The sequence below is a fragment of the Lactiplantibacillus sp. 30.2.29 genome, assembly GCF_018991255.1.
In the GTDB taxonomy this organism is placed as follows: Bacteria; Bacillota; Bacilli; order Lactobacillales; family Lactobacillaceae; genus Lactiplantibacillus; species Lactiplantibacillus pentosus.
Window position 1 is genome coordinate 56,350 of the sequence record NZ_JAGYGU010000017.1, and the last position, 21,640, is coordinate 77,989.

General features: G+C 47.7%; 20 protein-coding genes. 9 read left to right on the top strand and 11 right to left on the bottom strand.

The annotated features are described in order from the left end of the window. Window positions 1–43: 43 nt before the first annotated feature. The 9 genes from KGF65_RS10690 to KGF65_RS10730 form a co-directional block, all read right to left on the bottom strand. A complete protein-coding gene (locus tag KGF65_RS10690) occupies window positions 44–1,540 on the bottom strand; it encodes a PH domain-containing protein (RefSeq protein ID WP_216748457.1) in 1,497 nt (498 codons plus the stop codon). Beyond that, the gene (locus KGF65_RS10695) at window positions 1,530–1,994 is read right to left on the bottom strand and encodes a PH domain-containing protein (protein WP_216748458.1); all 465 of its coding nucleotides are present in this window, start codon (window positions 1,992–1,994) and stop codon (window positions 1,530–1,532) included. Before KGF65_RS10695 ends, KGF65_RS10690 begins: the two co-directional genes overlap by 11 nt. 228 nt (window positions 1,995–2,222) lie before the next feature. Further along, window positions 2,223–2,999 (bottom strand): hypothetical protein, encoded by a 777-nt coding sequence (locus tag KGF65_RS10700; RefSeq protein ID WP_216748459.1) that lies wholly within the window; start codon window positions 2,997–2,999, stop codon window positions 2,223–2,225. A gap of 13 nt (window positions 3,000–3,012) precedes the next feature. Continuing rightward, a complete protein-coding gene (locus KGF65_RS10705; protein ID WP_105924371.1) occupies window positions 3,013–3,756 on the bottom strand; it encodes a LytTR family DNA-binding domain-containing protein in 744 nt (247 codons plus the stop codon). Beyond that, the gene (locus tag KGF65_RS10710; RefSeq protein ID WP_088769669.1) at window positions 3,746–5,014 is read right to left on the bottom strand and encodes a GHKL domain-containing protein; all 1,269 of its coding nucleotides are present in this window, start codon (window positions 5,012–5,014) and stop codon (window positions 3,746–3,748) included. The genes KGF65_RS10705 and KGF65_RS10710 overlap by 11 nt, the downstream gene beginning before the upstream one ends. Window positions 5,015–5,278: 264 nt before the next feature. Then, a complete protein-coding gene (gene trmB, locus KGF65_RS10715) occupies window positions 5,279–5,923 on the bottom strand; it encodes a tRNA (guanosine(46)-N7)-methyltransferase TrmB (RefSeq protein ID WP_003638472.1) in 645 nt (214 codons plus the stop codon). 81 nt (window positions 5,924–6,004) lie between these two features. Continuing rightward, on the bottom strand, window positions 6,005–6,790 hold the full coding sequence (locus tag KGF65_RS10720; RefSeq protein ID WP_050340040.1) for a phosphotransferase family protein: 786 nt from the start codon (window positions 6,788–6,790) through the stop codon (window positions 6,005–6,007). A 136-nt stretch (window positions 6,791–6,926) separates the two neighbouring features. After that, on the bottom strand, window positions 6,927–8,132 hold the full coding sequence (locus tag KGF65_RS10725; RefSeq protein WP_105924370.1) for an ABC transporter permease: 1,206 nt from the start codon (window positions 8,130–8,132) through the stop codon (window positions 6,927–6,929). Continuing rightward, window positions 8,125–8,862, bottom strand: coding sequence for an ABC transporter ATP-binding protein (locus KGF65_RS10730; RefSeq protein WP_105921951.1), 738 nt, complete (start codon window positions 8,860–8,862; stop codon window positions 8,125–8,127). The genes KGF65_RS10725 and KGF65_RS10730 overlap by 8 nt, the downstream gene beginning before the upstream one ends. A gap of 196 nt (window positions 8,863–9,058) precedes the next feature. Here KGF65_RS10730 and KGF65_RS10735 point away from each other — a divergent pair, with 196 nt between their 5' ends. From KGF65_RS10735 to KGF65_RS10770, 8 genes are all read left to right on the top strand, one after another. Next, on the top strand, window positions 9,059–9,511 hold the full coding sequence (locus KGF65_RS10735) for an HIT family protein (RefSeq protein ID WP_003638468.1): 453 nt from the start codon (window positions 9,059–9,061) through the stop codon (window positions 9,509–9,511). Window positions 9,512–9,526: 15 nt separating this feature from the next. Continuing rightward, window positions 9,527–9,886 carry a YtxH domain-containing protein gene (locus KGF65_RS10740; protein ID WP_050340037.1) on the top strand — a complete coding sequence of 120 codons (360 nt, stop codon included), beginning with the start codon at window positions 9,527–9,529 and terminating at the stop codon, window positions 9,884–9,886. A 235-nt stretch (window positions 9,887–10,121) separates the two neighbouring features. Beyond that, on the top strand, window positions 10,122–11,018 hold the full coding sequence (locus KGF65_RS10745; protein WP_050340036.1) for a peptidylprolyl isomerase PrsA: 897 nt from the start codon (window positions 10,122–10,124) through the stop codon (window positions 11,016–11,018). Window positions 11,019–12,115: 1,097 nt separating this feature from the next. Beyond that, the gene (locus KGF65_RS10750) at window positions 12,116–12,820 is read left to right on the top strand and encodes a WxL domain-containing protein (RefSeq protein WP_105924368.1); all 705 of its coding nucleotides are present in this window, start codon (window positions 12,116–12,118) and stop codon (window positions 12,818–12,820) included. A gap of 18 nt (window positions 12,821–12,838) precedes the next feature. After that, window positions 12,839–13,516, top strand: a complete 678-nt coding sequence (locus tag KGF65_RS10755; protein WP_050340034.1) for a WxL domain-containing protein — start codon at window positions 12,839–12,841, stop codon at window positions 13,514–13,516. A gap of 9 nt (window positions 13,517–13,525) precedes the next feature. Beyond that, the gene (locus tag KGF65_RS10760) at window positions 13,526–14,572 is read left to right on the top strand and encodes a DUF916 and DUF3324 domain-containing protein (RefSeq protein WP_216748460.1); all 1,047 of its coding nucleotides are present in this window, start codon (window positions 13,526–13,528) and stop codon (window positions 14,570–14,572) included. A 45-nt stretch (window positions 14,573–14,617) separates the two neighbouring features. Further along, window positions 14,618–14,986 (top strand): LPXTG cell wall anchor domain-containing protein, encoded by a 369-nt coding sequence (locus KGF65_RS10765; RefSeq protein ID WP_088769675.1) that lies wholly within the window; start codon window positions 14,618–14,620, stop codon window positions 14,984–14,986. After that, window positions 14,983–18,264 (top strand): WxL domain-containing protein, encoded by a 3,282-nt coding sequence (locus KGF65_RS10770; protein ID WP_313850655.1) that lies wholly within the window; start codon window positions 14,983–14,985, stop codon window positions 18,262–18,264. Before KGF65_RS10765 ends, KGF65_RS10770 begins: the two co-directional genes overlap by 4 nt. A gap of 94 nt (window positions 18,265–18,358) precedes the next feature. On the opposite strand, the gene KGF65_RS10775 is transcribed toward KGF65_RS10770, so the two are convergent. Beyond that, window positions 18,359–19,297, bottom strand: a complete 939-nt coding sequence (locus KGF65_RS10775; protein WP_105924365.1) for an ADP-ribosylglycohydrolase family protein — start codon at window positions 19,295–19,297, stop codon at window positions 18,359–18,361. Between the two features lie 1,025 nt (window positions 19,298–20,322). Next, window positions 20,323–20,964, bottom strand: coding sequence for a Crp/Fnr family transcriptional regulator (locus KGF65_RS10780; protein ID WP_216748462.1), 642 nt, complete (start codon window positions 20,962–20,964; stop codon window positions 20,323–20,325). A gap of 87 nt (window positions 20,965–21,051) precedes the next feature. Between KGF65_RS10780 and KGF65_RS10785 the strand changes: the two genes are divergently transcribed. Beyond that, window positions 21,052–21,612 (top strand): hypothetical protein, encoded by a 561-nt coding sequence (locus tag KGF65_RS10785; RefSeq protein WP_016374492.1) that lies wholly within the window; start codon window positions 21,052–21,054, stop codon window positions 21,610–21,612. The last annotated feature ends 28 nt before the right edge of the window (window positions 21,613–21,640 follow it).

Sequence of the window (21,640 nt, forward strand, 5' to 3'; positions counted from 1 at the left end):
TCAAAAAACTTTCGCACTTCACAATGAAAAGTGCGAAAGTTTTTTAGTTTACATTTAATGCTTTATCATTGGGCACATACCATCCTTGAATCTGACGCACCATCGTCGTCGGCAAATAACGCACCGTAATTGTTCGCTCATGGCGGCCATCGCGAATTGAAACCTGCAGATGTGCACTATGACTGGCACGCATCCACCAGCTTTGCTTAATTATTAGTGCCTGAACTTGACTACGCGGTAGTACCCACTGTTGCCGAGTGAAAAAGTGACTCGTTTTTAAAATCAAAATCACGTCTGAACTGATTGCTGCACCCCGCCAGTTACTGGCATAGCTGCCCTGCAACACCGCAACGGCGACCCATATCGGTAGACTGATGAGCAACCAACTGAGGGATTGCCGGCTAATTTTTAGAACAATCAGGCCAAGAACCAACAATAAGCCACTCCATAAGAGCAGGCAATTGCGAATCACGGCCCACCGTGCTCGTCGATCGAGCGACGTTAAATTAGTAATCATGGTTGGTACCCAGTCAATAAAGCGACTGACTGTTGTTAATGCTTGTGATTGGGGCACGACTGGCAACAACTTCAATTCGTTATTGTCTTCAGTATCCCCGACCTGACTAGCCGTCACCACTTGGACGGTGGTCAGATGTAGCCACTGTCGCAACCAATTCTGCTGCAATTTGACAGCTTGGATACGTGATAGTGCAACGCTTGCTTCTCGTCGTTGCAACCAACCCCGCGTCACGGTCACCACCGTGGCACGTCTTTCAATCGTAAAATGATAATATTGTGCCATGATTTGAGCATAAGCACACGCGTAACTGACAAGCATGACAACGCCCACTGCCATGCTGATTTGCCAAACCGACCACTGACCCACTAGACTGGTCATCCGTCGCCAAACACCACCACGACCGGCATCAAAGACCTGCTGACCGAACCAGGCCACCACACCCATGATTAGAACGATGTTCACCGAGCTGAGGGCGTACACGTTTAAATCATGCCAGCTGACCCGTAAACGTTGTGTGGCCGGCTCTGATTGCACCGATTGGTCACCATGCTTGGATGCAGTTGCGTTTTGACTTTGACGCTGATGCGCAATTAACTCATCCCCGACCGTTTGCCGGACTAGGGGCAACTGAATGAGGTCATCTTCACTCACCTTTTCAGCGGTCTCAATAATCAGTTGCTCTAGATGCCAAGGTTGTAAAAACCACGACTGTTGCCGCTGAATCGTTTGAATCTGACGATAAGGGATATGCTGAACTTGACGATTAACAAGGCCTTTATTGATTGTAAGACCGCCATCCGTCAATCGATAAGTAAAACGCCAGTAACGAATCACCGCCAGCAGTAAGGCGCCACCAGCCATCACCCCCATTAGGCTAACGATTAGCGTTGAATAGCGCTCCCACAATTTTAGCCATTTCATTGTTAAAAAGGCGATACCCACATCCAGATAAAATGCGACTTGAATGGCTTGCCAGCTAAACTGTAGTAACGCGAGCGGTGACAAGTGATTAGGCTTCATCGCGGGCCTCCCGTGCAAGCTGCATGATTCGGTCACGCAATCGATTAGCCACTTCCGGTACCACACCATCAATTTCATAACTGTCAGCGGAAGTCGCCACGACTACCTTCTGAAGGTGTTGCCACTGCAGTAGCGGACCGGCTTCAAGCGTCACGTTTTGAATACGCCTGATTGGAATCGCAATAACTCTTTTCATTATCACACCATGATGCAAATACACAGCATCCGTTGTAATCTGATAGCGCCAAAAAGCATACCGATATGGCACCATTGCAAGTTCAACCATAATATCTAGAATCGTTAAACCGCCAACGACTACTGCTAGCCACCACCACCAATACCACCAAAGATGGCCGAACCAAACACCGATTGCCAGCAGCAACCCGATACCCCCACTCAGCACGATACTCGCGACCCAGACGTGTTTAATTTCTTTTGGCAACTGTTCTGTCATGCGATCTCCTCCAAGTTAGTCTTAAATCAAGTATCGCATACCTGAGCACGACCGTCGAGGAGCGGTTGATTTGATCTGAATCATGATTAAAAACGTGCCAATTGGTTGACTCACTACTCGTCAGCCAGTGCGCCTCCTCATTCAGCCTTCAGCAATGAGTGCTATTGGCTCGAAAAATGACATGTTTTCAACTCATCCTTAATGCAAAATGCTAACCAGCATAACCTGTCAATAATTGGTTCTCCGCCGCTGTTGTAACCGCTGGTAGCCTAGCCCAAGGCCAATCAACACACCACCGGCCACTAACATTCCCCCAACCACTGGCAGTCCGGTAATCAAACTGTACTCAGTGAAGGGCTGAAGCACCCGGTCAATGCCAATTTGAATCATGAACATCCATAAGATAAAGGTCAGTGCGTAAACAATGGCATAATTCTGAATCGTTCGGCTTAAAATAACTGCCACACTAGTGATGAAGGCAATCACTGCTAAGAATAAGATGATTCGAATGAGGACAGCGGTAATTGAATGCGTCAACTCCCACTTAGCAAAAATACCATTTGCAGCATTCACGGACAGGCCCTGAAATGACCGGCCGTTGTGAAAAACGATCATTGCCAGGATTAGATTCAATCCCAAAGAGCCGCCAAAGTTGACCACTGACACCAGCACTGCATCGCGGACTCGCATGGCTTGGTCGCCCAACTTGGTGCCTCCCGCTGAGGCTTTCCAGGCCGCTTTGGTCCTAATTGGTCGGTCAGCCACTAACATCAAAATAATGATTGGTAAGCCCAAATAAAGGACCGGTAAACTGATGGCACCATGACCACCCATTCCGAGCATCGTTGCGAGTGCTGACGTCAGTAACCACTTGGCACCCATATAATTGCTGAATTCTTCATAAGCTGAGATTGCGAGGTCGATTTGTGGCAACAACCAAATCAGTGCGACCATGGCAATCATCCGATAATCACGACGACGCGTGTCTGTTATTATGTTAAACAAATGAATCTCCTCCTTACATCTTTGAGACACGCACTAATTTTGCTAGTGCGCGGCTGGCAGCAACCGAACAATCAATGGTTTCACCATTACTGACCGTCAGCTGGTGCAGCCGTTTATTGATCACAGTGATACAGGTCTGATTGACAACGATTGATTTATGACAACGATAAAAATTTTTATTGAGTGTCGCTGCCTGCTTAATCGTGCCATAATACTCAAATTGTGCATTCGCCATATGAACGATCAACTTATGCGGAACCTGAGCACTTTCGATGAACAAGACCTCATCAGCACGCACCGACCGCACTTGTTCCCCAACTTTAAACTGGACGTACGCCGCTTGGTGGTGCTGAGACGACGTTAGCCTGGTTTGCGCTAAATTTAAAATTTGAATCAGACGGGCTTGTAGCGCTTCTGGCTCGTCCTTATTAATGAAATCCAACACTTCTAACTGATACTTAAACGTCAAGGTCAGCATTTCAGCATGCGTCGTAATAAAGACGATTTTACAATTCACATCGACCTGACGTAATTTTTGCGCCAACTCAATCCCATTCATCGGGGTGCCGAGTTCAATATCCAATAAATACAACCGCTGATGCTGATTGTCAGCCTCTGCTAATATCGCTTGGGGGTCGGCCGTTGCCATGGCAATTCGCATATCAAGTTTTTCAATCATCAGGTAGCGACGCACGATCGTATGAATCTGTTCAAGTTGTTTGACGTCATCCTCACAAATATAAACATCAATCATCATGATCACCCAGTTTGACTGTGATTCTCTGGGTAAAGTGGTGTGCCGTTACCGCGGTGTCCAACATGTAAGCGGCGTGTTGGTCGATGATAGCCTGCAAATTGGTTAACCCGAGTCCGCGGCCGGGACCGTTCGTTGAGAAATTCTTGCGTTTTAATTGCCATAACGGCGGTAATTCCGTGTGAATGGTATTCCGCACCGCAAATACTAAGCCGTAATCATCAGTCATGATGGCCATTTCAATAACCGAATCAGGCTGGTGGGCGGTTGCCGTGACGGCATTATCCAGCACAATTCCCAGCGCGATGACGAGGCTGACCGGATCTGCGCCAACAGTCGGGACGGTTTCTCGGCATTCGAAACGCACCTTGGTCCCCGTATCTTGGGCAGCGCTGAGTTTATTAAACACCAGACTCTTAATTTCTTTTACTTGTAACCGGCCCAGATCCTCTAACGCGTATTTTTCCGAAGTGAGTCGCGAATTGACGGGACGCAAAGCTTGGTAATAATATTTTTTCAAACCATCAATATCATCAGTAGCCAGGTATTCATCAAGCGACAACAACATATTCTGATAATCGTGCCGGAAGCGTCGTAGCTGATCATAATGGGCTTCCACTTCATCCGTATAACGGCCATTGCTGACCAATAATTCCTGCTGGTGCGTCAAAGTCGCCGTTTTAAGCTGCATTTGGTGATGTTCCCATTGTAACCAGATCACAATCAGGCTCACGGTCGTAAAGAAGACTAAGTCGAACAACACACCCGGACTTTTCGGATAATTACGACCGGTAAAATTAAGATATTCATAGACGATCAGTAAGGTGACGACGGCTAACACGGCCTCAGTAAGCTTAAACTGTTGTAGCCCCGGACCGGTCTTTTGCGGTCGATAAATCAGCGCTAACAACCCACCGACCGCAATTCCAAGTATCATCGTCAACCCGAGCTGCCAACTGGTCTGGCCAATCATCTTAGCGAACAGTGCCGCAAAGTGACTCACAATCAACAGGATGAGGGTACACTCAAAACTCAGGACTACCGTCGCCTTGATGTCAATCACCTCTTGGTCTGGCCCGCCGATTAAAATCATCACACCTGGTACCAATAACATAATTGCAGTATTCGGCCACACGAATGCGGTGATGACCGCCCATACAATGAATCCACCGTCCCACCAATCGAATCGATACCGCTGCGTCACGATTTTGGCAAAAGCGCCTAACAAGAGCCCCTCAATAATAATTTCCAACTGTATCATCTGTACGCCTCCATTCTGTCGTCATCTCTTGCACTTGCTTACACCTATCTTATCAATTCCAGCCGGCAATCACTATTTTTATCGTAAAACCATCGTTTTTAATCATTATCGACTCATTTTTGAAGAACAGGAACAATCATGGCCAAGTTTAGTTGCAAGCGCACCATCAGCTCATCAACATAACGGCACTAGCCTAGTTTCGGCCAGTCCGCGAATCGACAAAAAAAACAGCGATCTCTACTGAGCATCGCTGCAATTGTCCCCTTACTTGGCCGGGAATGTGGCAATAATCTTATAAATTGGGCCAAATTGGCTGAATTTTTGTTCGTATTCTGTTTCGACGTTGTCCTCAGGCGTTGCGACCGCGTGCAAGTCCAGCCAGACTTGTTCAAACTGCATGCCGAAGTTGTTCATACTCGTTAATGAGAACTCAAACAGGCCCCGGTTGTCGGTCTTAAACTCGATCTGGCCATTGGGCTTCAGCACTTCTCGATAGCCAGCCAGAAACGACTTGTAGGTCAAGCGCCGTTTTTCATGACGCGACTTCGGCCATGGATCAGAAAAGTTCAAGTACAGGCGGTCGACTTCATGGGGTTCAAAAAATGCCGTCACTGCCTGGCCATCAGCGTGCGCCAACTGCAGATTTGGCAAGGGTTCTTCAACCAACTTCTTCAAAATAATGGCGATCACCGAAGTTTGAATTTCAATGGCCACGTAATTAATTTCTGGGTGGCGCTTAGCCATTTCAATAATAAATTGACCTTTGCCGCTCCCCACTTCAATCTGTAACGGTTGCTGCTTGGCAAAGCGACTCTGCCACTGACCTTTCAATTGCGTCGGGTCCTCAGTAATTAGTTCGGGATGGGCCGCAATCAATTTGGGCGCCCATGGTTTGTTTCTGACACGCATAACGTTGACTCCTTCTTAAGCTTAATTCAGTAAAATAGCCGCGAATTCCGACTGGGACTCGCGGCTATCGGTAACTTGTCATTATACTTCGTACTGCGATAGTTCTTCTAAAAAGATGATTTCGTGGTTCATCTGATGATACTGGTTCCGATAATAATTGTCCTTGATATTCAACAACAAATTAATCTTGGCATACCACACGACCCGTGTTCGTAGTGCGGTGGTCATCGTCTCGCCGTAAGCACTAAACCATTGTTGCCAGTCCTTGAGTGGAATATATTCGCACAACAAGAGACTAATATCTGATGCTGGATCGGCAAAACGTGCAGAATCCCAGTCAACTAAATAGAGCTGCTGGCGATCAGATAACAACCAATTCTTATGGTTGAGGTCCCCATGACAGACCCGATATTTTGCAACGGGTAGGCTTGGCAAAGTTCCTTTTAATTCTTCTAGGACCCGTGCCATCAGCGGGTGATGTCTCAAATCATCAGGTAAATCTTGTAAGTATTGTTGAATAAAATCTTGTGGTCGAACGCTCTGACCACCGACTTTTCTTAACATCCGGTGAAGCAACTCGGAATTGTGCACACGTGCCAATAAATGCGCCACATCAGGCAGCCGCATTTGTTGCTTCGTTAAAGTTTGACCGTTTAGCCACTCTTGGGCCGTCAACGTATCCCCACTTGAGATACGTTTCGTCCAGATCAATCGCGGGGTAATTTCTTCCATCGACAGCGCCGCTAGGAACGGCGAGGCGTTTCGTTTTAAGAACAATCGTTGGTGATTTTTTTTGCCCATGAAAGCCTTATTCGTATTCCCATATATCGGATAAACGTCCCAGCCATCATCAAGTTCGAAATCCATCAGCCCCACTCCTCTCAAAATTTATTTAATGTCACATTATCATTTCACTTAACATGATTATTTCACTTAACAATCACATTCTATAGACGAAAACCGCATCCGTCAAGTCCTTTTTAACCCTTGATACACCAAGGTTTTAAGCTAATCTAACTTTCAGATACCAAGTAACTAAGAGATAGATTTCAATGACGTTGATTACCGCTAAAATGCCCACCTGAGCTAACGGTGCGTTGCTTATCCAAAACGCCACTAAAAAGATAATTCCGGTCAGTCCCAAGACGTTTCGCAAGAGCCGCTGGAAGTTTTGCAGACGTTGTTTCGTCGTTAACGGATAAATGTGCGTAAAAACTATATTATCGTATTGCTTGTAAAACGGCAACAATTGGAACCCAATCAAATAAATAAAGAGCACGTCTAATGCCATTGCTAGCCAGCCATGACCGCTGAAATACAACAATATCGCACCAATAACAGTCAGGCGAACCACCAGTCCACTAAATTCGGTACCACGTAACATGCCGCGGGTATACAAGTAGCCAAAGGCGTGTTGTTGGTCGCGCGGTAACCATTTGAGTAACCAATCTAAATACCGACGCCGTTTGACACTGCCCTGGACCATTGGCACATCCGTGAATAAATTGAAGAAACGGTAGATCCCCAGCATACGGTTGGCCTCGGCCTTGATATCATCCCGCCAAGCAATCACGGTTGTCGGCCAAAGTCGTTGATGTAGCAAACGTTGTCCGGCCGCTACCACTAGCGCAAGCACCAGGCTGAGCCATGGCGTGATCAGCAGACCGAGTGCAAGCACGACTAACGCCAATGCCCAATTACCCAGCTGCAGCCAACGTCGCAACTTCAGCGGGATTTGGTACAGACGCGTCACACTTAACGTTAGTTGCGCATCCTTGAGCGCAAGCTGTGTCACGAGCAGTGCCAATAACGACCAACCGGTAATCTGATCGACAATCATCAACAGCGGCACGGTCAGTCCAACCAAAACAACTTGCACGAGTTGGGCCAGCCACCAACTGTAGCGCCAGGCGCGAACGAGATAGTCATGCACATCGTGTTCGCGCGGTAACAGGAACACCGTGTCGGCCGGTTCTAGCAGCGTCGCCACGTGATTCAGCCCCAAGCCAGCCCATAATATGAGGCCTAAGACGTACACGAGCCAAGTACTTTGTGGTCCGAGCGTCTTCAACCAGTTGGAATAGGCCAACCCAAGACCACCGACAAAAAACATCAGGGCAATAACGAAGTGGTCATTAAAGACCAGCCGTAAGTAGCGCAGCATCCGTCGCAAGTGTTGCTGTAACCGGGTTTGAAATAACTCACTCATCGCGGGTCACCCCGGTCAATGAAAGGTAGATGTCATTCAGTGATTCACCCGCATCCGGATAATTAGCTTTGATTTCCGCGAACGTCCCCTGCGTTTGAACCTCACCCGCATGTAGCAAGACAAACTTATCACACGCTTTTTCGGCCGTATCCAGGACGTGGGTCGACATCAAAACGGCCGCACCCTGTTGCTTCACGTCCGCAATCAGCGCTAATAAATCATGAACGGCTAAGGGGTCCAGCCCTAGAAATGGTTCGTCAATGATGAACAGCTTGGCGTCCGTAATGAAGGCGCAGACGATCATGACCTTTTGCTTCATCCCCTTAGAAAAGTTAGCTGGAAACCAGTCTAACTTATTCGCTAACCGGAAAGTTTTAAGCAGGTCGTTTGCGCGTTGCCATGCCTTGGTCTGGTCCAAACCATAGGCCAACATCGTCATTTCTAAATGTTCTTTGAGTGTTAATTCTTCATATAAGATGGGTGTTTCAGGGATATAAGCGATCTGCCGCTTATACGCTTGTGGGTCTTGGGCAAGCGTGACGCCGTTGAGACTGATGGTCCCCTTCATCGGCGTTAACAAACCAATAATATGGTTAATAGTTGTTGACTTACCAGCCCCGTTTAATCCAATCAAACCGACCAGCTCGCCTGGTTTGACTTCAAAACTGATATCTTTTAGGACGGGAATTTGCGAATACCCACCAACTAAGTGCTGTACCGCTAATGCCATTACGTTAACCTCTTTCTGTGTTGGTATAAGTGTTCCTATTATAGCATAGCTCCGGCTGGAATCCGTGCTGGAGTCATTCAGACGAATCGTCTTTAAAGAAAATTCAGCATTTTCGCCCACCACGCCATCGTGTTTTGATTGCAGTCGCGCCGATAGTGTATAATGAACCCAACTAATAAATAAAGAAGGTTATCATATGACAGCTTTTGAACCAAAACTCGATGACGATTGTATCTTTTGTAAAATTATCAAAGGTGATATTCCAAGCTACACGGTATACGAAGACGACATGGTCAAAGCTTTTCTTGATATCTCTCAAGGGACGCCCGGCCATACGTTAGTCGTTCCTAAGACCCACGTCGCTGACATCTTCGGCTATGATCGTGACCTGGCTAGCATCGTTTTTGCACGGATTCCTGAAATTGCGCGGGCAATCAAGGCTTCTGACGAAAACATCATTGGCATGAACATCGTTAACAACAACGGTGCGGTCGCTTATCAATCCGTCTTCCATTCGCACTTCCATCTGATTCCGCGTTACAGCGATAAGGATGATTTCCGGATGATTTTCAAGGATAACGCTAAGAAATATGATGAAACGGACTACACGCGCCTTCAGAATGCCATCAAATCTGAATTAGCACACTAACCGAGGAGGACGCCCATGGCAAAATTTATTCGCAACAGTCTAATTGGCTTAGGCCTCAGCGCCGCCGCTTACATGCTGGTCAATCAGAAGACGCCCAAAGCGGTGTATCATGACATCAAAAGTTACGTCCAAGACGTCTTAGATGCTGCCGACAACTTACAAGATGCCCGTGAAGAATTCAGTGATGCCCAATCGGACCTCAGTGTTCAAATGGCCCATGCTGCTGAAGTGTTCGATGATATTCAAACGGAACTCGACAAGTTTCAGTTTCAAATCGAACCCCACGTGGCGATTATGAAGAAACGCGCGGAACATCTGCAGTCGACTTTAGACCGACTGACTGGCGATGATACTGACCCTCATCAGCAGTCCTAAACCTGAATCGTGAAACCCTAATTGCTGGTTTCACGATTCTTTTGTTTGGTATCCGAACAAGCTGGTTTCGTTTAAATTCACTGACACATTAGGTAAACTTTATGAAGACGCTGTGAAATCTCTGAATATTTTGTAAAGATTTCCATATGCCTGCAGAAGCTTTCATAGTTATGGTATAGTAGTCTGTGAAGTCTGCTGATGCAGAACGATTTCAAGAATAGGATGTGTTTTAAGCATGAAGAAATGGCTCATTGCCCTTGCTGGTGTCTTACTAACCTTCACCTTGGCTGGTTGCGGTAGCAAGACCGTTGCAACAACTTCCGGTGGTAAAATTACCGAAAGCCAATATTATAGTAGTATGAAGGGTACCTCCTCTGGTAAGCAAGTCTTACAACAAATGATTTTGAACAAGGTGCTTGAAAAGGACTACGGCGACAAGGTTTCAACGAAACAAGTTACGAAGCAATACAATACTTACAAGTCACAATACGGTAGTTCATTCTCAACAGTCTTAACCCAGAATGGTTTGACGACCAAGACCTTCAAGGAACAATTACGTTCTAACTTACTATTGAAGGAAGCCGTTAAAGACAAGGTTAAGATCACTGACAAGGCTTTGAAGAAACAATGGAAGTCTTACGAACCTGAAGTGACTGTTCAACACATCTTAGTTGCTAAGAGTGCCACTGCTGACAAAGTCTTAGACGCCTTGAAGAAGGATTCTAGCCAAGCCAACTTCACGAAGTTAGCTAAGAAGTATTCAACTGATACGACCACTAAGAACAAGGGTGGGAAGTTAGCTGCCTTCGATAACACGAACACCAGCTACTCATCTAAATTCTTGACAGCCGCATTCAAGCTGAAGAACGGTGAATACACCACTTCTGCTGTTAAGACTAGCAACGGTTACGAAATCATTCGGATGATCAAGAACCCTGGTAAGGGCAAGATGTCTGATCACACTGCCGAATTGAAGAAGCAAATTTGGGACAACGACATGAGCGACTCAACTGTCTTACAAAACGTTGTTTCTAAAGTGCTTAAGGGTGGGAATGTTTCAATCAAGGATAGCGATTTGAAGGATATCTTATCGTCATACCTCTCAACCTCATCTTCATCAAGCTCTAACTAATTTTTAGCTTATTAAACCATCCGGACCTGTTTAGGTTCGGGTGGTTTTTTTGTGTGCTGACTTCAATTGAAAAGCTGATTGGCAATGATTATGCGTCGTGCTAGTTATTCTTTAGCACAAGAGATGATAAGATCATGCCACCGCTTGGCGTACTGTTCGTCAGCCGGTGAGCTCCCTACTCCGACTTCCAGGGCTTCTGCTCCTTAGTCGACTATGCAGGTTTTGCAAATGTTCAATACTGTTGACGGTTTCTAGAACTAAAATACGAATAAAGTAACTTAAAAATTATTGAAAATCAGTCTCAAAGTTGATTGCTAAAACGACTGTTTACTATGAATCAATATTCAGTCCACTAAAAAGTTGGGTCCACACATGTCTGCCTTTCGAATACAATCCAGGCTGGAAGGTATTCTGGGCAAGGCCAAGTATTTTCAGAGTGTGAGGTTCGGACGGGTTGGGACTGAGGATTAGCCTAGCTAGAGCGTTAAGCGGCGAACTTCCGCTTGGCGTTCTGGCGTAGCTAACCGGAAGTCCCTGTCTGACCCGAACACGTTTCGTCCATATCGCAGCCAGCGTGAAAGACCAGTATTTAAGACGTGGGTTGTCGGCTTAAATCTGTGTCCACCACGTTCCGGTCATTGCCCAGAATGCCTGGAAGCTGTTGTAGGACGCGTCTATCCATTAGTTTTATACTAACTCGCATTGTTTCCAGCGGTCCTAAGCTGGCTGCTTTTGAACTTAACAATTGGCATGATTTAATCATCTGTAGTGCTAATGATTAGTTCATTCTAAGGACGCTATTTTTTTGATTTCGGTATCGTCGCACGCTGTTAATCCAACAAGACTTGCAGATGAAGTTCCCCCACTCTCATCGCAAGTAAACAGTGCGCTGCCTTCAGTCTGTCGCCTTGGCAAGATAACGCCTTGCTAAGTCGTGCCAATCAGCAACATGCATAACGCTAGCTGGATTCGGATGGTTTATGCTAATCTAATGTCAACGATACGCTACAAGTAATATTCTGGCCAGAATTTTATTATCGTTACTGTATGTTGATTGATGAGCGCAGGCGCGAACAGCAAAAAAGGAGCGAGCTATCATGAAAAAAACAGTGATTACGGCAACCATGCTGCTAGGCTTACTGGGAACCCCTGCCATTACGGCGAATGCTGCATCCAGTGCGAACACGAACACTACTCTAGAATTGACTGAAAACACGGGTCCAACCGTTCCAGTCGACCCAACCAATCCAACGAATCCCCAAGATCCAGACGATCCAGATAACCCCGCCACCGGTAATACCGGATCCTTAACGTTAGACGTTGCACCTAAAACCTTTAACTTTGGTTCCGTTCAAACGTATGCGGCCGAACACACTTACAAGGCCGTTGCGACGGGCAGTGGCTATCAATACTTGCAGGTCACTGATAATCGTGGGACTGACGAGCAAGGCTGGACAGTGACCGTCGAACAAGACCAAGATTTAACTGAAACCAGTGGTGATGCCTCACACGTCTTAACTGGAACGACTATTCACGTGCCTGCCGGGACTGCCCGTAACAGTTTGGCAACTGACCCGACCGCCGCTGACTCAAATCTGAATGCAACGGTCGCCAACGTTACCAATACCAGTGGCGCAGTGACCGTCTTCAGCACGACTGCGGCAGAGAACGCGGGAAAAGGCACATCGGTGAAAGCCTGGGATCCAACTGATGTCACATTGACCATTCCTAAGAATACTGCCAAACCAGGAACCTACACGAATACGTTGACTTGGACGTTGACCGCCAACGTTTCAAGTTAGCACAAGGAGGGATGGCCCATGTTCACCCGTGTTAGCATCCGCGTTGGACTGGTTGTCCTGGGACTAATCCCTATTGGATTGACCGCCACGGCAGCAACTACGACTGGTACCGTGACTTTTCAAGATGACACGAGTGCCACTGCCCCTGTCGACCCAACGAGTCCCAACATCCCATTAACTCCGGCTGACCCCAATAACCCTGCAACTAATAATACGGGGACGTTGACGCTGGACGTTGCGCCCAAAAGTATTGACTTTGGGACGGTCACGACTTCCAATGCTGCCAAAACTTACAATGCAACTGGAACCTATTATCAGTACTTGCAAGTTTCAGATAAACGCACCACTGCCAACGGTTGGCAAGTCAATGTTAAACAGGATCGCACGTTAACTAATGATAGTAATAATCACGTGCTCACTGGCGCGGTGATTCATTTGCCAAAAGGGACCCCACGTAATTCCTTAAATGAACCCGCGTCAGCCGCCGATGCCAACCTTGTCACTAACGCCGTAAGCGTTTCCAATTCAGACCAAGTTGTTTTTAACGCGTCAAATCTCGCCGGTGTCGGAAAAGCCACTTCGACCACCACTTGGAACGCGAACGCCGTCACCCTATCCATTCCCAAGCTAACTGCTCGCGTTGGTAACTATACGAACAGTCTAGTCTGGACGCTAGTCGCCGCGACCACCAACTAGGAGGGTATCATGAAAAAGTTAATGTGCTTATTCGGCGTAATCGGTGGCTTGGTTTTCATGAGTCTCACCTCAGGACAAATCCAGGCCGCCGATGCCAATGCCGAAGTTCAATACAGTGTGAATAAAATCAATCCTGGTCAAGAAGTTGATGCCAGCAGTCCCTTTTTCGACTTGAAGGCCAAGGCGGGAACGACACGTCAAATTCAAGCGCGTATCTACAACCCAACTGACAAGGAAATTACCGTCAAGACCCGTTTGCTGACCACCTTCACGAACGACTCAGGTCAAATTGCCTACACCCAAACGGCGAAACGATACGATCCAAGTTTAAAATATCGTTTTGATCAAATCGCCAGCTTAGCTCGTGGCTCTGACAAGGTCACCGTCCCTGCCAAAAGTAATCGCGTCGTGACGGCGACTATCAATATCCCGAAGAATTTTGATAACGGGGTCATCTTAGGCTCATGGTATTTCGAAAAGACGGGACAAGGCACCAACACTGCCACTAAAGGGGTCAACATTAACCAAAAGTACAGTTACGCTTTAGCCGTCAAACTAACGGCTAAAGAAATTGCACAACCCAAACTGACTTTAGGTAAAGTCACCCCCGGATTACGCAACTACCGCAAAGTCGTCCTCGCAACGATTCGCAACCCAGAACCTGCCGTGGTTTCTAAGTTGAAACTGACCACCAAAGTCACGAAAAAAGGAAGCACCAAGGTCCACTACCAGAATAAAAGCGACCACTTGATCATGGCACCAAACTCGAGCTTCACTTACCCAACTTTCCTGGATGATCAAAAGATGCGCGCTGGCGATTATACGTTGACTGTCACCGCGACCACCACTGACTCAAAGTGGTCTAAGAAGACTTGGCGCTGGACTCGCGACTTTACGATTACGAGCGAACAAGCCCGTCAAAATAATCAAAAAGCCAAAAACGATCCAGCTGCGCCAATCAGTATCTGGTGGTATGTCTTAATCGTCGTGGTCATTGCGGGCTTATCTACCGGAATCGTCTATTTCATCATGAAACGTCACCATCATGACGCTTAATGATTGCAAGCAACTTTCAATTTGAGACCCGAGGAGGTTACCATTATGGCGCAATTTAAGCAGCTGGTTTTGGTGTCATTGGGCATCGGACTAGCCCTCGCTGGTGGTTGTCGGAGTCCCGACGCCCACGCGGCGACAACTACTCAGACGACCGTGAGACTATCTGACTGGCAAACGGGGACTGATCTGACTAACTTTCAGCACCCACATCCCAATCAATATCTGGCGGTACCCAATGTTATTGCAACGGCTAATCAACAAGCCTCAACCCAGGCACCGCACCAGACAAGGCCGCGCGCCTTATCAATACTACCGCAAACTGATGAAGCCCATCAGTTTCTGGCCTGGTTAGGGCTGGTCATTGCGGGCTTGACCGGCTGGCTGGTATGGCTCAAACAACGCCGAAGGGAGTGATTCATTTGCATCGATTACGCCAATCAGTGACTGCTTGGCTCGGATTGCTGATTCTCTTGATGGGCCTGTTCGTTGTGAACGGGGGTGCCATCTATGCAACCGCGACCACAACGGCCACCCCACTTAAATTTCAATCGGCCCCAGAAAAATTAGTTGTCGACCAAGCATTCACGATTCAACTCACTTTACAGGATCCCCAGGAGCAGCAAATCGTGGTCACGATTCCCGAGGCGCTCACTGTCAATCAAGAGCAAACGCGCCAAGCCAACAAACAAGCCCTGGCCGACCTGGAGTTTGATGAACAGCAACGCCGCTTGACCTTGACCGTCTCAGATTCATCACCCACTAGTACTTTTGATTTGGTACTGACTGCTCGCGAGGCTAAATCCTACCGATTGACTGCCAAGGCGCTGATTAGCGGACCACCGTTAGCTGCAGTGTCTGATAGCACCGACTCAAGTGCGGATAAGTCGATGACGCAAACCATCACGGCCGAACCACTCACTTTCACGGTGACGCCTGCCAGTACCGAAACATTGAGCCAGCCATCCGCCGACGTCAATCTTGAGACTTCCAACGATGCACAGGCGGATGATAACAGTTCAAGTGCTGATTCAGCGCAAGTGTCAACCGAGGATGAATCAGCACAGGATAACGAAACTGATGATACCCAAGGGGCCGACTCGTCATCCCAAGTTGCCAGTGAATCCAGCACAATTACTAACAGTGACACTGAACTTGATCGCGCTAAAGCATCGGATTCGTCAGTAGCCACTGATGAGTCGTCACCAACAACCAAGGCAGCTGATTCAAAAAAAGCGAGTGACATTGCAGCCGCAGCAATCGTAGTTAACCCAGATGGGAGCACCACCGTTTCAACTTACGATGACTTAAAATCAGCCTATACGAATACTGCCGTCACGACGATTAAATTAGGGGCATCGATTACCCACACTTCAACCAGCGCAACAGAACTGGGCACACGCACGACCAGCCTCACGATTGATGGTCAAAACCACAGTCTTGATCTGGGTATCGGGAACTTCACGCTTGGTACCACATCCACCGCCCAGACGATGACACTAAAAAACTTTGCGAGTATTCGCGGGGCAATCGCCAGTGGAACCAGTAGTGGCGGTACGGCTGGCCTTATCCAAAGTGGGGTTGACGCTGGCACCAATGCCGGTGGTGCCCGTTGGACAATTACAGTCGCCGACCTGATTACCACTAGTGACGTCTATCGGCTCGTCAACGCGCCAGGTAATCAAGTCAACGTCAGCGGTTCTGTCACTGCTACGACCGTCGCCGAAAACATGATTACCGGTGGCATGACTTTTGCCGCTAGTAGCACCTATGTTGGTCGCAAAGCCAGCAGTAGTGCTGCAAATAAGGCGTTCTTCAACTTTACCGCAACCAGCACGGTCGGTACTGGGAACCGGAAAGTCAACATTGGGAGCGCAGCCAATGTCAACTTGTTGGGAAGTACGTCGGATGCGACGCGTGGGATCTTCTATGATCAGTATGATGCCGTCAACGTGGAGACAAACGCGATACTAACGGCTAAGATGTATGGTAATGTTTATCGCGCAGAGACTGCCAACACCTTCACCGCCAACGCTGGTAGTAAGGTTACGTTTGAAAACCTAGCCACCACCAGTAGTAATGCCCTCTACTACGTCACACCGCTGATTCCCCTTGGTAATAACAGTACGTTTACGGTCACTGGCGGTGAATTGTACATTACCAGTAGTGGCTCGGCCCCAATCTTCGGCGGCTACATGTCCGGTTTGAGCGTTCTGCTAGATTCCCCAAAGGCCTATGATATTAAAAATACGGACTTTGCGCTCCTCGTTCAAACCGGCTCCATCGTGGAGACCACCATCAAGAGTTTCAAAATCACGAATAGTAACCTCAGTATGTGGTCATTATCACTACTGAACCTGCTGAGTGCGAGTGTGACCTATCAAGGAATTACCGCAATTGAACAAAACGGGGCCCTGATTACGAACAGCGGAAGCGTCTTACCTGGACTGCTCACCTTCTCCGCTGCCCGTCGAATTGCGAACACCCTCGCATTACCCACGGTCCAATTCAGTTCACCGTATACGAGTGATTTGAACGCTCAGCTCGTGACCAATGCGGATAAAAAGGTTCGTGTTCGCGTCATTACCGGTTATACTGAATCGAACGGCGCACAAACACCGGTCTATGCAGGTGCTGGGACTGCCACCGTCAAATTGACGGATGATCAGGGTGCATCGCAAACTGGCACGACCGACAGCAGTGGTTACGTTAACTTTACTTTAAACCACTTTCCAACGGCTGGTGCGACCATGACCGCTCAAGCCACGACCACATACACTTCTGACCCTGTCACGATTACCGTGCAAGATAAAACACCGCCAGATCCAGTGACGGTTAAAGACGGCAAAATTGTTGCGGATCAAAAGACGATTCAAAGTGGTTCTACAACGACGGCGGGTCACACGCTGCGTTATACGGTCAACGGAACTGCCGCTACTGATAGCAGTGGCAAGGCCATTACAGCGACTGCTGCCAGTGATGGAAGCTGGTCGCTCGCAACACCAGCAACAAAATTGAAAGCTAACGATGTCGTTCAGATTTTTGTCAAAGATGGTGCCGGTAACGAAAATCCCGTCACTAGTACCACGTATCATGACGCCACGTTTGCCGCTGCAACGCAATACACCGTTGCCCCGGCGATTGGTCCGACTGCCCCAACTGAGCCTGAACAACCTGGTACGACCAATACCAGTGGTCAGGAAAACAGTGGCACTGGCAACACGGGGGAACTGCGTCTGGATTATGCCCCGAGCCAGTTTAACTTTGGCAACGTCACCACGAGCATGACAGCCAAAACCTACGCTGCTCAGCCAATTAACGGAGTTGCCAAACAATGGCTCCAAGTTTCAGACAACCGGTTAGCCACTCACGGTTGGACCGTCACGGCCCGTCAAGATGTCCCCTTCACTAGCACCAGCGGTCATCAGCTCACGGGGGCGGCGTTACGAATTCCTGCTGGCCAAACTTATAATGAACGTGCCAGTGGCCAACTTAAAAGTTACGCCGTTAGCCTCACAACCGCTGAACAACCCGTCTTCGCGGCACCTGCAACTGCCAACATTGGTAAAGACATTTCAACCAACGTGTGGCAGCCTACCCAAGTGCAGCTGACGGTTCCCGGCAACACCGCTAAAGCGGGACAGAGCTATAACACGACTGTTACTTGGACGCTGACTGCAACTGTTACAAACTAATATGATGTATAATCCTGACTACCACAGCTTGAAAAGGCTCGGCAACGTTCACCCTAGTGAGTGTTGCCGAGCCTTTTTGGATGCCAATCAGCGTTTAGTCTCCAAATTTGGACGCAAACGCCGTAAAACGCTCCTCTAATAATGGGCGATTCAATATCTGTTGCCACCAATCAGTTGCGACTGGAATTGCAGGATGACCAGCCGCCGCTAATGACGCCGCAATCGTTGCAATGGTGTCAGTATCGCCCCCAAAGTTAGCAGCCGCGAGTACCGTCTCTCGGGGTGTTTCATAATTCAACGCCAACCAGCACGCCGCAAGCAGCGTATCCACCACATAACCGGTGTTGCGAACATCTGCCCGACTAGTCTGTTTGAAATGAGACGAGAACAACGGCTGATAGGTGTTAAGTTCACTCAAAAGCGCTGGGGCTTTAATCGTCGCAGCTAATAACTGGTGTACTTCGATGAGTGCCTTTGATAACTGCTGTCCCTGATGAAGTGCATGTAAGAGCTCACAATAAATCAGACTAGCCATGATTGAGCGAGGATGCCCATGCGTCACTGCTGTATAACGATGAACCCGAGTCAACCGATGTGCGATACTCGAATCTGACTGCAACGCAGTCCCCAGTGGAGCCATCCGCATCAGTGCACCATTGCCATTCGCGTTAAGCGAGCAATCGCCGCACTGAACCGCTGGTAATTGATTGATGGCAAAATCACGAATTGCATGGGCGCAGGTACGGCCTATATCAAACATTTCGCCACGTGGCGTGTCCGTTCCAAATCGCATGTACGATTCGAAGCGACACATCAAGTCATCGTAGTCGCCATCGACAACTAAATTTTCAACCATCGCTAGGCTCATCGAAGTATCATCGGACCAAGTTCCAGCGGGTTGTTGCCAATACTCGCTAGCAATCATCGTTGTTATTGGCGAATAAGTATCCCGCTCATGATTTTCAGCGGGCAATCCCAGCGCATCACCGACGACTGCCCAACGTAACTCGTTAATAATTGCTTGTCGTTGCATTTTAGTCAGTCCCCCATCTGTCAATCTACTTTTATCCATAAATTTGTCGTTAACCACGCGTTGTGCTAGTTATTCTTTAGCCTTAAAGATGGTTAAATCATGACAAGTTGGCGTCCTGTTCGTCAGCCGATGCGCGCCTTATTCCGACTTCCGGGGCCGGCTGACAACGCTGGAACAGGGCGGACATCGATTTGAACTCACGCAGAAGCCCACTGCGCAATTTCAAATACGAGTCTTCTTCTAGCCCGGGAAGACCACCCGGACAAGAAGAATTTCGCCCTTGAGCATTGTCAGCCAGCCCCTCCAGTCGGGAACCCGCTCGAATGGCGGATGAACGGCCACCTATCTGGGTACAATTGGCCACTGAATATTAGGAGACAGGTCCTTCGAGCAACCTTTTTTAATCGATATTGATGCTGCTTTATGACATTTTGGTACTGAGAAGATTACTGAATATGATCGCCGGATATTAGTCTTGAATTTTGTCGATAAAATTACTTCCGTTTAGAATTAACGACATTGCTATCTCAAACGACTAGAGAAAATTCTGACAAGTTCAGTCAAGCTGCTTGTCAGAAGCCTTAAAGCATGGGTAAAAAGTTAACTATTGTTAGAACTAGTCTGACAGTTCAATATCAAAATTCCCGTGTACCAAGGAACCAACGACTAATTCAATAAAAAGTTGAGTACGCACAGGTCTGCCTTTCGAATACCATCCCAGGCTGGAAGGTATTCTGGGCAAGGCCCAGTGGTGAAATTTCACTTAGCAAGCGTCCTTTGCTTGGTTAGTGAAAGACCAGTATTTAAGACGTGATTTGTCGGCTTAAATCTGTGTCCACCACGTTCCGGCCATTGCCCAGAATGCCTGGAAGCCGGCCCAGGACGCTTCCACAACAGCAAGTTTACGCTAAGTCGCACTTCTTCCAGCGCGTCTCAGCTGGTAGCACTTGAACTTAAAATTTGTCATGCTTTAACCATGAATCATGACAAATTAACTAGCACAATGCGTAGTTAACCATATTGTTCTAACACATCGTAATCTGCCGGTTATTCACAATAATCTTACCTTCCATAGCTAACTGCTTAAATTGACGGCTGAGCGTCTCCGGCGTAATTCCCAAAATATTGGCGAGTTCCTTCTTTTTAAGCGGTAATTCAAAGACGACTTGTCCAGATTCCACCGCAACATCGCGCAAATAGGCCATCAGACGGTCCTTTGCATCCAATAGATCACGGCGCATCTGATTTTTCTCAACTTCAATCAATTGGTTGCCAAAATTGTTGATCATCGCTAACGATAAACTGGCTGATTCTCCGAGTAACTGCTGAAAATCAGCGTACTGAATCGAACAAACCCACGCATCACTAGTCGCTTGGATGTAACCCTGATTTTCATGCGGTGCGAATAACCAGCGCTGACCGACCACATCACCAGCATGTAGTAAGTCAATAATTTTCTCCTTGCCATTATCGGCTAACGCATAGACTTTGGCCGTCCCCTCGTCCAAAATCAGCATCCCTTCTTGGTGGTCCAGCGGTTGTCGGATCAGTTGGCCCTTTTGAAAAAACTTGCGATGGTGCGTCACTGTAATCAATTTAGTTTTAATCGTTGGTGACAGCGGCGCGAAAAGTGGCGAGCGACTAATACAATCCATTTTTGAGTGCATAAATTTCCCTTTCTTGACATATATCAATTTTAATAAGCTTAGAATAGCATATAATGGACTTATAATGAAGAATTGGAGGAATCATTCATGACTAAAAAATACGTTGCTAACATCGTACCACTAAACGCAGAAGGCATTGGAACGGCACCCCATGGAACCGCCACCTTTGTTGAAGACGGCGACCAATTACACGTGGCGATTGAAATGTTTGATACACCTGCAAATACGCAACACTGGGAACATTTCCACGGTTTTCCAGATGGTAAGGCGGCCCAAATTGCCACGATGGCGCAGGATGCCAATCATGACGGATTTGTCGACTTGCCAGAAACTGAACCAGTCTCAGGGACAACGATGGTGCCATTTGACAACGCCCCACACCACATGGACGTGCCAAATGACAACTACCCAGTCGCTGACGCCCAAGGCCACTTTGCCTACGAAATCGACGTGCCATTAGCTGATTTACAAGCAAAGTTCAAGGAAGTCTTTGGCACCGATGATTTGGAACTCGACAAACGGGTCATCTACATTCACGGCGTCCCACAAGACTTGGCTTTACCAGCCACCGTTGCCGGTGAAGTTGGCGCCTACGATGCACACGTCACCTTACCAATTGCGGTTGGGAAGATTGAAGTCGCAGACTAAACTAAAATTTGAAGTAAGCTAAAACATA